Source organism: Cellulomonas biazotea (assembly GCF_004306155.1).
In the GTDB taxonomy this organism is placed as follows: Bacteria; Actinomycetota; Actinomycetes; order Actinomycetales; family Cellulomonadaceae; genus Cellulomonas; species Cellulomonas biazotea.
On sequence record NZ_BIMR01000122.1, the window covers coordinates 1 to 12,487 of the forward strand.

At 75.4% G+C, this 12,487-nt stretch carries 12 protein-coding genes; 8 read left to right on the forward strand and 4 right to left on the reverse strand.

Translation table 11 applies throughout. The features are described from left to right. Positions 1 to 1,474: winged helix-turn-helix domain-containing protein (locus CBZ_RS09310; RefSeq protein ID WP_373862161.1), on the reverse strand; the 1,474-nt coding region annotated here is incomplete at its 3' end. A gap of 101 nt (positions 1,475 to 1,575) precedes the next feature. On the opposite strand from CBZ_RS09310, the gene CBZ_RS21750 reads away from it, so the two are divergent. Beyond that, complete coding sequence (locus CBZ_RS21750) at positions 1,576 to 2,538, forward strand: DUF6325 family protein (RefSeq protein ID WP_246013208.1); 963 nt, start codon at positions 1,576 to 1,578, stop codon at positions 2,536 to 2,538. Positions 2,539 to 2,613: 75 nt separating this feature from the next. Beyond that, positions 2,614 to 2,937: an SHOCT domain-containing protein gene (locus tag CBZ_RS09320; RefSeq protein ID WP_130781289.1), complete on the forward strand. Its 324-nt coding sequence runs from the start codon at positions 2,614 to 2,616 to the stop codon at positions 2,935 to 2,937. A 239-nt stretch (positions 2,938 to 3,176) separates the two neighbouring features. Here the strand turns inward: CBZ_RS09320 and CBZ_RS09325 are convergent, their stop codons facing one another. Continuing rightward, positions 3,177 to 4,766, reverse strand: coding sequence for an MFS transporter (locus CBZ_RS09325; RefSeq protein WP_130781290.1), 1,590 nt, complete (start codon positions 4,764 to 4,766; stop codon positions 3,177 to 3,179). Between the two features lie 119 nt (positions 4,767 to 4,885). Here CBZ_RS09325 and CBZ_RS09330 point away from each other — a divergent pair, with 119 nt between their 5' ends. Continuing rightward, a complete protein-coding gene (locus CBZ_RS09330; protein WP_130781291.1) occupies positions 4,886 to 5,713 on the forward strand; it encodes an alpha/beta fold hydrolase in 828 nt (275 codons plus the stop codon). Between the two features lie 50 nt (positions 5,714 to 5,763). Here CBZ_RS09330 and CBZ_RS09335 read toward each other — a convergent pair whose 3' ends face one another. Together CBZ_RS09335 and CBZ_RS09340 are read right to left on the reverse strand one after the other, a co-directional pair. Then, positions 5,764 to 6,012 (reverse strand): CDGSH iron-sulfur domain-containing protein, encoded by a 249-nt coding sequence (locus CBZ_RS09335; protein ID WP_174768653.1) that lies wholly within the window; start codon positions 6,010 to 6,012, stop codon positions 5,764 to 5,766. Beyond that, complete coding sequence (locus tag CBZ_RS09340; protein WP_130781292.1) at positions 6,009 to 7,034, reverse strand: iron-containing redox enzyme family protein; 1,026 nt, start codon at positions 7,032 to 7,034, stop codon at positions 6,009 to 6,011. The genes CBZ_RS09335 and CBZ_RS09340 overlap by 4 nt, the downstream gene beginning before the upstream one ends. Positions 7,035 to 7,275: 241 nt before the next feature. Between CBZ_RS09340 and CBZ_RS09345 the strand changes: the two genes are divergently transcribed. From CBZ_RS09345 to CBZ_RS09365, 5 genes are all read left to right on the forward strand, one after another. Then, a complete protein-coding gene (locus CBZ_RS09345) occupies positions 7,276 to 7,653 on the forward strand; it encodes an SHOCT domain-containing protein (RefSeq protein WP_130781293.1) in 378 nt (125 codons plus the stop codon). Positions 7,654 to 7,734: 81 nt separating this feature from the next. Continuing rightward, the gene (locus tag CBZ_RS09350; RefSeq protein WP_281274868.1) at positions 7,735 to 8,820 is read left to right on the forward strand and encodes a carboxylate-amine ligase; all 1,086 of its coding nucleotides are present in this window, start codon (positions 7,735 to 7,737) and stop codon (positions 8,818 to 8,820) included. 112 nt (positions 8,821 to 8,932) lie between these two features. Then, complete coding sequence (locus CBZ_RS09355; RefSeq protein WP_130781295.1) at positions 8,933 to 10,474, forward strand: DUF3375 domain-containing protein; 1,542 nt, start codon at positions 8,933 to 8,935, stop codon at positions 10,472 to 10,474. Then, positions 10,471 to 11,226 (forward strand): DUF4194 domain-containing protein, encoded by a 756-nt coding sequence (locus CBZ_RS09360; RefSeq protein ID WP_165446715.1) that lies wholly within the window; start codon positions 10,471 to 10,473, stop codon positions 11,224 to 11,226. The genes CBZ_RS09355 and CBZ_RS09360 overlap by 4 nt, the downstream gene beginning before the upstream one ends. After that, the coding region (locus tag CBZ_RS09365) for an ATP-binding protein (protein WP_165446716.1) at positions 11,223 to 12,487 on the forward strand (1,265 nt) is incomplete at its 3' end. The genes CBZ_RS09360 and CBZ_RS09365, both read left to right, overlap by 4 nt.

The window sequence follows — 12,487 nt, forward strand, 5'->3', positions numbered from 1 at the left end:
CGGCGACGTCGCCGCGCCCCCGCGCGGCGTGGGCGTCGAGGATCTCCGCGAGGACCTCGGCGGCGGGCCGGTGCGCGTCGTCGAGCGCGGGCAGCAGGCGCCGCGCCCGGACCACGTGCTGGCGGCACGCGGGGATGCGGCCCTCGATCCCCGCGACGGCCCCGGCGCACAGCTCGCACCACGCCGACCCCGGCTCGGGGTCGAGGGGCATGCGGTGCGCGGCGGCGAGGACCGCCGCCCGCTGAGGACCCGGCAGCAGCGCGGCCGCGGACTCGACGAAGACCTCACCGAACAGGTCCCACGACCCGGCCTCGGCCGCGTGCTCCAGCGCGCGCAGCGGCTCGTCGTGGCCCATGAGCCACCGGGCCGCCCGCGCGTGCGCGTCGCGGAAGCCGTCGGGGTCCTCGAACCGCAGACGGCCGCGCAGCATGTCGCGCAGCAGCGGGTGGAACCGGTACATCGCAGGCGCCGCACCCACCGCGGTCACGAAGTCGTGCGCCGTCACCCGGTCCTCGAGGTACCGGTCCGCGGGAGAACCGGGCACGATCGCCTCGGCGAGGTCGGCGGTGAGCGTCGACGCGACGCTCGTGCGCAGCAGGAAGTGCCGCACGTCCGGCGCCTGCCGCGCGAGCACCTCCTCGAGCAGGTACTCGGCGACGGCCCGGTCGCCGTCCCCGAACCCCGCGAGCACCTCCCGCCCCGGCTCGGCACCGTGCATGAGCCCCAGCCGCACCCCGACCGGCCACCCCTCGGTCCGGTCCAGCAGGTGCCGGACCCCGCGCGCCGTCACCGGCACGCCCTCCGCGACCGCGAGCGCCCGGACGTCGGCGGCGTCGAACGCCAGGTGCTCGGCGCGCAGGTGGTCGACCTGCCCGTCGAGCGACATGCGGCGCAGCGACAGGGGCGGGTCGGCGCGGCCGACGACGACGAGGTGCAGGGGCCGGGCGTAGCGGACGAGGTCCCCGACGGCGGCGAGGACGTCGGCCGAGCGCAGGTGCTGGAAGTCGTCGAGGACGAGCAGCGCGGGTGCCGGCAGGGACTCCAGCCCGCGCAGGACACGGGTCGCGAACGCGGCGGTCGCGGTGGGCGGCACCTGCAGGCGAGCCAGGTCGTGGGTGCGCGGCACGGCACCGCTCGCGCGCAGGGCCTCGACGACGCGGTGCCAGAACACCGGGACCGAGTCGTCGCGCGGCTCGAGCGTGAGCCAGGCGGCACGCACGTGACGTGTCGCGCACCAGGCCGCGACGGCCGTCGACTTGCCCCACCCGGCGCCCGCGACGACCACGGTGAGGCGGCGCGTCGTCGCGGCGTCGAGCCGTTGCTCCACGCGGGGCCGGCGCAGCCCCCGGGGCAGCGGGGACGGGGCGTGCGCACGGTCCGGGACGACGCCGCCCGGTCCCCCGTGGGCCGGTCCTCGACCCGTGTCCGGTGCGGCGTCCGGCGTCCGGTGGTGAGCCGGGCCGACGGTGGCCATGGGGGCACTGTAGCCACGACTACCCGCCGGGGGTGAGGGCGCTAGCGCCCGGGGTGTCCAGGCTGGCGGCACGGTCCGGGCTCGGTCCCGAGGAGGGTCGCATGGCCGGTGGGGTCGTCGAGATCACCGTCGTCGGCACGCTGCCGCCGACGCTGCTGCTGGGGGCGCGGGCCCGCGGTGTGCGCGGCGCCCGCCGGCTGACCGTCATGGACGGCTCCGTGGACGACGAGGCGGCGCTGCTGGGCCTGCTGGAGCAGACGTTCGCGCTCGGCCTCGAGCTGGTCGCGCTGCGACGGGCCCCGGCGGCACCCCGGCAGCGCGGCGCGCTCGCCGTGACCCTCGTCGTCGCCGGTGGGGTCGGCGACGTGGCGCTGTCGATGCTCGACCAGCTGCACGGCACCCGACGCACTCCGTGCACGGCGCTGGAGGTCCGCCAGGAGGACGCCGCGGACCTGGCCCGCTGGCTGCCGGGGCGCGGCTTCCCGGTCCTCGCGACGGCCGCACCACGACCACCCGTCGCGGGTGATGCTCCCGACCGGGCCCACGACGAGAGTGACGAACCGGTGGACCCGTCCAGGGGCCACGGGGCACGGGCGCACGTGCGCAGCCGACGCGAGGAGGGTGACGTGGAGGACACGACCGAGGAGCTCGGCCCGATCGACTACATCGTGGTCGAGTTCCCCCAGAACAAGCTCGACGGGACGGCGTTCCCGCTGCTCGTCGACCTGGTGGAGAAGGGGATCATCCGCGTGCTCGACCTCGTGTTCGTCGAGAAGGACGAGCAGGGCGAGGTCCGGGCGCTCGAGCTCCACGAGGCCGAGCAGGGCGGTGCCGACCTGTCGTACTTCGAGGGCGCGTCGTCCGGGCTGCTCGGCGACGACGACGTGGCCGAGGCCGCCGCGGCCCTGACGAACGGGTCGGCCGCGGGCATCCTCGTGTTCGAGAACCGGTGGGCGGCACCGTTCGCGTCGGCGCTGCGGCGCGGCGGCGGGCAGCTCGTCGCGAGCGGCCGGATCCCGGTGCAGGCCGTGCTCGCCGCGCTCGACGCGCTCGACGCCGCCTGACGACCGGGCACCGGCGGCGCACGTGCCCGTCGGCGGTCCGACGACGAGACCCAGGACGAGACGCAGGAGGACACGATGCCAGGACTGATCCGCGGGGTGGCCCGCACCGCCGTCGTGGCGGGGACCGCGAGCGCCGTCTCCGGACGCGTGCACCACCGCCAGCAGGAGCGGTGGGCGGCCCAGGAGGCGCCGCCGCAGGGCGGGTACGGGGCACCGCCGCCGCAGCAGTACGCGCCCGCGCCCGTGTACGTCGCGACGCCCGCGCCGGCACCGGCGGCCCCGGCGCCCGACATGGACGAGAAGATCTCGCAGCTCAAGCAGCTCGCCGAGCTGCGCGACACCGGCGTCCTGACGCCGGCCGAGTTCGAGGTGCAGAAGGCGCGGATCCTCGGCGCCTGAACGGCGCACGAGCACGGGTGCCACGACGGCGCGACGCCGCGCGACCCGACCGGGCGAGGGGCCGGTCCGGGGCGCGGTGGGACCCGCCTCTCGCGACACCTCCAGGACGGAGCCCCCGGCAGCGGTGCCGGGGGCTCCGTCGCGTCTGGCGCGGGACGACGGCGCAGTCCGCGCGCGTCCTGGCGCACGCGGGGCTCCCTGGTGCGCCGCGCGACCGTGCTCCCCCGGACCGGACCCGGTCAGCCGAACGCGGCGCTCCCCGCGTCGCTCTGCGGCGACGGGTCGGGCAGGCGCCGCATCCGCAGCCCGTTGACGCACCCGAGCAGCGCGACCGCGAGCGGCACCAGCAGGGCGACCTGGAGGGCGCGGGGCCGGACGTCGGAGTTGATGCGCAGGATCTCCTCCTGCACGTCGGCGGGCTGGCCGACGAGCACCTCGGCGAGCTGGGTGTTGCTCATGAGCTGGGCGTCGTCGTCGAGGGCTCGCGCGACCTGCTGCTGCTCGGCGGGGTCGAGCACGGTGCTCGCCTCCGCCTGGCTCGTGAAGCCCACGGCGAGCGCCCCGAGCATGAGCGCGCCGGAGAACGCCAGGCCGAAGGACAGCCCGAACGACCCCGCGGCGGAGTTCACGCCCGCGGCCTCGCTGACCCGTTCCTCGGAGATGGGCGACAGCGTGTAGTTGTTGAGCTGCGACACCAGCAGGCCGAGCCCGGACCCGGCGACGACGAGCGGCAGCGCGAGCGCCCAGCCCGACGTCGCGCGCGGCACGACGGGCAGCAGCGCGGCGAACCCGACGGCGACGAGCGCGAACCCGGCGAGCACCAGGTCGGCGGGACGCCGCGCCCCGGCCCGCCGGCCCGCGAGCAGCGCGACCGCGAACATGCTGAGCGACAGCGGCGCGAGCGAGAGGCCCGCGGCCATGGCGTCGTACTCGAGGACCATCTGCAGGAAGATCGGCAGCGCGATCATGGCGCCGCCGAGCGCGATCTGCTGGAGCATCTGCTGCGAGACGCCGACGCGGAACATCGGCGAGCGGAACAGGTCGGGGTCGAGCAGCACCGGGCGCCCCTCGCGCTTGCGCCGCACGAGCCACCGCACGAGGACGACGAGCGCGACCGCGCCGATGACGAGCAGCGCACCGACGGCCTCCCCGCCCTCCTGCCAGACGAGCACCCCCAGGACGATGCCGCCCATCGCGAGCGCGGACAGGACGGCGCCGACGCCGTCGACGTCGCGCGCCCCCGTGTACGGGACGTCCTTGACGAGCCCGATGCCGGACAGGACGACCGCGATGACGACGGCCTCGAGCGCGAACGCGACGCGCCACGACAGGTACGTCGTGATGAAGCCGCCCAGGAGCGGCCCGACGGCCGCTGCGATCGACGCGGACGCCCCGACGAGCGCGTAGACCTTCTTCTGCGCGGCGCCGCTGAAGTTGCCGTGGATGAGGGACTGCATCGCGGGCAGCAGCAGCGACGCACCGAGCCCGCCGATGACCGCCCAGAACACGATGATCGCCGTCAGCCCTTGCGCGAGGGTCATCGCGATCGCGCCCGTCGCGTAGCCGAGCAGGCCCAGCACGTAGGCGCGCTTGCGGCCGAGCAGGTCGCCGACCTTGCTGCCGATGAGGATGAACGCGGCCGACACGAGCGCCTCGAGCGCGATGGCCGACTGGACGCCGCTCACGGTCGTGCCGAGGTCCCGCACGACCGCGGAGATCGACACGTTCATGAGGGACGTGTCGACGACCAGCACGAACATCGCCATCGCGAGCAGCAGCGCGAGGCGCCGGTCCAGGGTCGTGCCGGCAGGCCCGGCTGGTGCGCTCATCGTCGTCCTGCCCCGTGCGTCGGCGTCCGCTTGCGGCCGATCGTCGTGCGCGCGCCATCGGCGCACGTCACCCGTGACGGGTGGTCCTCTCGCGCCGGGCCGGCTGCGAGGATCGCGACGTGGTCGAGCTGGCCCCGGGGTGGTCGGAGCGCACCGTCCGGGTCGACGGGCGCGACGTCTTCGTGCGCTGCGGGCCGACGGTCGACGCCACGACGCCGATCGTGCACGTGCACGGCTTCGCGATCTCCGGGTCCTCCCTGCTGCCCACCGCGGAGCGGCTCGCGTCCCGCGCGACGAACGTCGTCCCCGACCTGCCGGGCTACGGGCGCAGCGCGAGCCCACCCTCGACGCTCGGCATCCCCGCGCTCGCGGACGCGCTGCTGTCGGTCCTGGACGCGCTCGGGATCGACGACGCGGTCCTCGTCGGCAACTCGATGGGGTGCCCCGTGGTGCTGGAGGCCGCGCACGTCGCCCCCGAGCGGGTGCGTGCCGCGGTCCTGGCGTCACCCGCGGGCGGCATGTACAACCAGCCGTTCGTGCGCGGCCTGTGGCAGCTGACGAAGGACGTCGGGCGCGAGCAGCGGGCGATGGCCAGGACCGCGGTCCCCGACTACCTGCGCTTCGGGCCCGTCAACGCCCTGCGGCTGTTCGACGAGCTCACCCGGTTCCCGTCGCAGGAGCGGATCATGCGGATGACCGTGCCCGCCCTGGCCGTGATCGGCAGCCGCGACCCGATGATGCCGCCGCCGCACCGCGTGCTCGAGGTCGCGCGGCTCGCGCCGCCGCACGTGACGCTCGCCGTCATCCACGGCGCGGCGCACGCGATGAACTTCAGCCACCCGGGCGAGCTCGCGCACGTCATCGGCTCGTGGCTCGACGACGAGCCCATCGTGGACGACCCGGACTCGCCGGGGTTCGCGCGGGTCCTGCAGGTGCCGCGCGACTGACGTGCCGGTGCGCTGACCCGGTGGTCGGCCACCCGCCCGCGTCCCCCGGGTCAGGGCGCCTCGAAGCCGATCGCCTTGTGGCTGCCGTCGCACCACGGCTTGATGGTCGACGCACCGCACCGGCACAGCGCGACGGTCGCGCGCCGCCTCGCCACCGGCGCTCCCTGGTCGTCGACCAGCGGGACGGCCCCGCGGACCAGCAGCGGGCCGTCGGGGCACGCGACGATCGACGGCGGCACCGCGCCGGCGAACCGCCGCCCGCGACCGTCGCCATCGGGTGCGTCGGGCGCGGCGCTCACGCCGCGACCCGGAGCGACGACGCCCCGCGCTCCCACGCGTCGAGCAGGTGCCGTCCGACGAGGTCGTCGAGCAGCAGGCACGCGGCCGCCCCGAACAGGATGTCGGGCACGAGCTCGGGCTCCTGCTCCGCGAGCCCGCCGGCGAGGTCGCGGCCCGCGATCTGCTCGTGCACCGCGTCGGCCTCGACGTGCTCGTCGAAGTACTCGGTCGTCGTGGCGTCGTACCCGAGGCGCCGGAACCCGTCGCCGTAGAAGCGGTTCGGCAGCGACGACGTCATCTCGAACGCCGCCAGGTGCCCGACCGTCGCGCCGCGCAGCCGCCGGTGCAGCCCGAGCAGCGACATCGTGTTGACGTGTGCGAGCGTCACCGCGGGCACCTCCTCGACGTACCGCCCGAAGTCGCTGTCGAGACCGGCACCCGTCATCGTCCGGGCGAACAGCACGCTGTGCATGCGGTCGGGTGCTCCCCCGCCGTACTCGTCGGCCTGGATCTCGACCAGCGCAGCCTTCGCGACGCCGCCCAGCCGCGGCAGGGCCCACGTGTGCGGGTCCGCCTCCTTGAGCTGGTAGACGGACCGGTGCACGAGCAGCTCGCGCACCTGGTCGCGGTCCGCGCGCCGCGCGACGAAGCGGGACAGGCTCGGGCCCGGGGACGGCGCCGTCATCGCGAACAGGGTGTCCGCGACGCTGCGCCGGTCGGGGGCGACGTCCGTCGGCACCTCGACCCGGCGGCGCAGCGCGTCCTCCAGGGCGGCCTCCACGACGGCGCGGGCACGCAGCAGGTCGGGGTCCCACTCCCAGTCCTCGTCGACGCCCTCGACGCCCCGGTAGTGCAGCTCGTACAGCACGAACAGCGCGAGCTGGAGGTCTTCGTCGTGCAGCACGTCGGTGCTCGCCTCGACGGCGCGCGACGCGGCGGCGGCGAGCGCGGCCCGCTCGGCCGGGTCGGCGTCGGACGCGGTCGTGGCCAGGACGTCGGCGAGCGCCGAGCCGAACGGTCCCCGGGGCAGGGGCAGCTTCATCGGATCCTCCGGACAGGGGGCGCGGCCACCACCTCCGGAGCCGACGAGCACGGCCAGCCTCACACGGCGGGGGCCCGCCCGCACGGTGGGGCACGTCCACCGCGGAGACGGCCGTCGGCCTGGCTGACCTGGGCACCTGCACACGATCACCCGCGGCGGATGAGGAGGACCGGACGGCAGCGGCGTCATCGTGGGAGCGACGGCGGCAGGGACCGCCGCGCACGACCCGAGGAGGCATCCCGTGGACACGTTCTGGGACTGGTTCTGGCTCATGATCTGGTGGTTCGTGTTCTTCGCCTACCTCATGCTGCTGTTCCGCATCTGCGCCGACCTGTTCCGCGACCGCGAGCTCGGCGGCTGGGCCAAGGCGTTCTGGATCATCGGACTCATCGTGGTGCCGTTCCTCGTCGCGCTGATCTACGTCATCGCCCGCGGGAACGGCATGGCCGAGCGGGAGGCGCTGCAGGTCCGCCGCTCGCAGGAGGCGACCGACGCGTACATCCGGCAGACCGCCGGGTCGTCGCCGGCGACCCACATCGCCGAGGCGAAGGCGCTGCACGACCAGGGCGTCATCGACGCCGACGAGTACGCGCGGCTGAAGGCGAAGGCGCTGGCCTGAGCCACGCGGAGGCGGTGCACGCCCGGGGCGCGTGCACCGCCTCGCCGCGCGCGCCGCAAGGTGCTCCCCCACACTGTCCGGGTGCGGACGATGGGTGTCGAGGAAGAGTTCCTGCTGGTCACGCCGCAGGGCGAGCCGTACGCGGTCGCACCGACCGTGCTGCGGCACGCCGCGGCGGAGCCGTCGGACCCCCGGCCCGGCGGCGACGTCGAGAAGGAGTTCAAGCAGGAGCAGGTGGAGACCTCCACGCACCCCTGCACCGACCGCGACGACCTGCTCGCGCAGGTGCGCGACGGTCGCCGGCGCGCCGACGCCCTGGCGCAGCGCGCCGGGGCCCGGGTCGCGGCGCTCGGCACCGCCCCGCACGTCGTGGAGTCGACGGTCATCCCCGACCGGCGTGCGAACGAGATCCGCGCGCGGTTCGGGCAGACCGCCCGCGAGCAGCTGACCTGCGGGTGCCACGTGCACGTCGAGGTCGCCGACGACGACGAGGGCGCGCGGGTCCTCGACCACCTGCGCCCGTGGAACCAGGTCCTGCTGGCGCTCAGCGCGAACAGCCCGTCGTGGCTCGGTGCCAGCACCGGGTACGCGAGCTACCGCTCCCAGGTGTGGGGCCGCTGGCCGACGGCCGGCCCGACGGCACCGTTCGGCGACGGCGCCGGCTACCGCCGGGTCATCGCCGACCTGCTGCGCTCGGAGACCGTCCTGGACGACGGGATGGTCTACTTCGACGCCCGCCTCTCCGCGCGCTACCCGACCGTCGAGGTGCGTGTCGCGGACGTCTGCCTCGACGCCGCCGACGCCGTCCTGCAGGCGACCCTCGTGCGGGCGCTCGCGGAGACGGCGCTGCGCACCGACCCGCCGGCGGAGCCCGTGCGCGCGGAGGTCCTGCGCGCGTGGACGTGGCGCGCGGCGCGCTCCGGTGTCACGGGCGACCTCGTGAGCCCGTCGGCGGGCACGCCCCGACCCGCCGCGGACGTCGTCGGCGAGCTCGTCGACCACGTCCGGGACGCCCTCGTGGAGGCCGGGGACCTCGACTGGGTGGAGCGGCAGGTCGGTCACGTGCTGCGGCGCGGCAACGGCGCGGTGCAGCAGCTCGCGTGGCGGGCCGAGGGTGCGGACGACGACGCGCTCGTGCAGCGGGCCGTGGACGTGACGACCGCCTGACGGTCCCGCACGTCGCCAGGGGCCGGGCGGGTGCGCGGCGAGGCCGGTGACGCGTGCCCGGGCGGGTACAGTCGCCGGGCACGGCCGGACCCGAGAGAGGCGAACCCCAGCGTTGACGTCCCACGCATCGCGCGCCGTCGGTCGTCTGGCCCGGTTCGAGCAGGCCCGGTCGCGCCCCGAGATGACGCTGCTGCGCGCCCGCGGTTTCGAGTGGGTCATGGCGGTCTTCGCCGAGCACCTCGTGGCCGGGCCCGTCGAGGTGTCGGCGTTCCACGAGGTCGTCGACGTCGAGCTCGCGACGCTGCGCGGCCTCGACGACGACGCGCTCGACACGACGCGCACGGCGCGTGACTACTGCAACGACTGGGTCGCCCGGCAGTGGGTCAACCGGGCGCTGGTCGACCAGGTGGAGCAGTACTCGCTGACCGCGGCGACGCTCGACGTGCTCGCGTTCTCCGACCGGCTCGTCGACCGCCGCTCGACCGTGTCGGAGTCGCGGCTGCAGCAGATCCTCGACGCGGTCGCCCGGCTCGCCGACGAGTCGAACCCCGACCCGCAGGCACGGGTCGACCGGATCGACGAGCGCATCGCCGAGCTCGAGGCGCAGCGCGCCGCGATCCTCGACGGCCGCGTCCCGGTGCCGCCCGACGCCCGGCTGCACGAGCAGCTCGGCGGCATCATGGACCTCGCGCGGCATCTGCCGGCCGACTTCAAGCGCGTCGCCGACAGCGTCTACGCGATGCACCGCCGGTTCGTCGGCGAGGCGCAGGACGTGCCGCTGGGCCGCGGCGAGGCGCTGCGCGGGTTCTTCGCCGACCACGACCTGCTCGCGGCGAGCGACGAGGGCCGCGCGTTCCAGGGCCTCATGCGGCTGTGGGGCGACCACCGTCGTCAGGCGTCGCTGCGCCGCGACATCGACGACCTGCTGCGGCAGGACTTCGCCGCCGACCTCTCGCCCGAGCAGCGGCGCGCGCTGCGGGCGCTCCCCCGGCTGCTCGTCGAGAGCGCCGAGGACGTGCAGGACACGTACCGGCGGCTCAGCCAGTCGCTCGAGCGCTTCGTGCAGCAGCAGTCCGACGGCGACCGGGACCTGCGCTCGCGCCTGTCACGCGCCCAGTCGGCCGCGCACGCGCTGTTCGGCCACCGGGCGCGGCGCTCGTCGGTGGACGTGCAGCTCGGTGCGCAGCTTCCCGACATCCAGTCCGTCACGCAGGTCCAGCTCGCCGACCCGCGGCTGCGCGAGCGGCCCGCGGACGTCGACGACGTCGGCTGGGACGCCGGGACCGGGCTGACGCCCGAGCAGATGCGCGAGCTCGGCGGGCCCGCCCTCGACGCGCTGCACCGCGCCGCCGACGCCGCGGTCCGCCGGCACGACGTCGGACGCCCGAGCCTGGGCGACGTGTGGGCGGAGCTCGCGCCGGAGGAACGCCGGCCGAAGAACGTCGTCGGGCTGCTGCACGTCGCCGTGACACGCGGGGCGACGTTCCTCGACGGCACGGACGACCGCCTCGAGGCGGTCCGCACGGACGGCACGCGCGTGGTGTGCACGGTCCCGTGGGGCGTGCTCCCCGCCGCGGACGTGCCGCCGGACGACCCGCCCGCCCCTCGCGACCCCGACTCCGACACCGACTCCGCCCGAGAGGACGCCGCGTGACCGCCACGACCGCGACCGAGCACGCCGCCCGCGCCGCGCAGGACGGCGCCCGCCCGGCCGACGCCGCCCCCGGGCCCGAGGCCCTGTTCGACGGCGACGAGGGCGTCCTGCCCGCCGAGGTCCGCGGCACGCTCGTGCGCGTCCTGGCGTCGCGGTTCGTCGACGGCGTCCGCAACCCGACCCTGTGGAACCGGGTGCTGCGGCACGAGCACGTCCTGCGCTCGCGTCTGCACGACATCTACCTCGACCTCGTGGTCGACCGCCGCCGTCAGGTCGCGTTCACGCAGCAGCTCGAGCTCGACGACGACGTGCCGGTCCTGCTGCGCAAGGAGAAGCCGCTCACGCTCGCGGCCGCGGTCCTGCTGCTGCACCTGCGCCAGGAGTACGACCGCGGCGCCGTCGAGGGACGCGACGTCGTCGTCGAGCACGGGGAGCTGCTCGACCACCTCGAGGTGTGGAAGGACGTCGACGACCAGAACCCGGCGTCGTTCCGCAAGCGCTGCGAGCACGCCATCGCGACCGTCCGCGAGAAGGGCATCCTCGCGCCCGTGAGCGACGGCCGGTACCGCATCTCGGGGGTCATCCACGCGCTGCTCACGGCGGAGAAGGTCGACGCGATGACGGCGGCGTTCGAGGAGATGGCGTCCGGTGGCGGTGCCACCGCCACGCCCGACACGGAGGCGGACGCCGACGTCGAGGACGGCACCGAGGACATCGTCGACGACGTCGTCGAGGACGGGGACGACCGGTGACCGACGTGATGGAGGGCTTCGACCCCGACCTCGCCCAGTTCCGCCTGGAGCGCATCCAGCTCGTCAACTGGGGGCCGTTCCACGGGTACCACGTCATCGACGTGCACCGCGACGGCACGCTCGTCACGGGCCCGTCGGGAGCGGGCAAGTCGACGCTGCTCGACGCGATGATCTGCGTCCTCATGGACCGCTCGGTGACGTTCAACGCGGCCGCGCACGACGACGCCGTCGGCAGCCGCGAGCGCACGTTCTACTCCTACGCGCGCGGCAAGTCGGGGTCGCGGCGCGACGAGTCGCGCGGCAGCCGGGCGATCTACCTGCGCGAGGGCGCGACGTGGAGCGCGGTCGCGCTGACGTGGCGCAACCGCGCGTCGCGGACGGTCACGGCGTGCCGGGCGATGCACCTGACGCGCGCGGCCGCCGGTGACGGCGACATCACGCACGCGCTGCTGCTCGCGGAGCAGGACCTCGACGTGCGTGACCTCGCGCCGCTCGCGGACCAGCGGTTCCGGTCGGACGCGGTGCGCCGCTCCCTGCCGGGGGTGACGCCGTTCGGCAACGAGTACGGGCGGTACGTGGCGCGCCTGTCGGCGCTCGTCGGGATCCGCGGCCAGGACGGCGACAGCGCGAAGGCCATCCGGCTGCTGCACAAGGCGCAGTCCAGCAAGGGCGTGCACAACATCGACGAGACGTTCAAGCGCTTCGTCCTCGACGACTCGAGGGTCGCGCAGCGACGCGACGCGGCGGTCGAGCAGTTCCTCAGCCTGCGCAACGGCTACGAGGAGATGACGCGCGCCCGCGACCAGATCGCGGTGCTGGGCGACCTGCCGCGGCTGTGGGACGACTACCGCGCGGCGGACGAGTCGACGCGTGAGCTGCGGGCCCTCGTGACGGGCGGCGACGGCACGACCCCGCTCGACGCGCACGTGCTGGCGCTGCACAAGGACCTGCTCGCGGCGCGGGCGGACGACGAGCGGGCCGAGCGCGTCCGGCAGCGGGCGCTGCACGAGGAGGCCGTGGCGCAGTACGAGGACCTGGAGCGCCAGGTGCGGGCGCTGGAGCAGCAACGCGGCCAGGCCGGCGGTGACGTGCTGCGGGCGGCCGACGACGACCTGCGCGCGGCGCGCGCCGAGCTCGACACGGTCGCGGCGCGCGCGGCGGACCTGGCGCGGTGGTGCGCGACGCTCGACGTCGCGGTGCCGACGACCGCAGCCGCGCTCGCGGCGCTGCAGTCCGACGGCGCGGACGGAGCGGTCGGCAC

Coding starts and splice junctions, on each gene's coding strand:
- CBZ_RS21750 (WP_246013208.1), top strand. CDS start 1,576: ATGGCCGGTGGGGTCGTCGAGATCACCGTCGTCGGCACGCTGCCGCCG.
- CBZ_RS09320 (WP_130781289.1), top strand. CDS start 2,614: ATGCCAGGACTGATCCGCGGGGTGGCCCGCACCGCCGTCGTGGCGGGG.
- CBZ_RS09325 (WP_130781290.1), bottom strand. CDS start 4,766: ATGAGCGCACCAGCCGGGCCTGCCGGCACGACCCTGGACCGGCGCCTC.
- CBZ_RS09340 (WP_130781292.1), bottom strand. CDS start 7,034: ATGAAGCTGCCCCTGCCCCGGGGACCGTTCGGCTCGGCGCTCGCCGAC.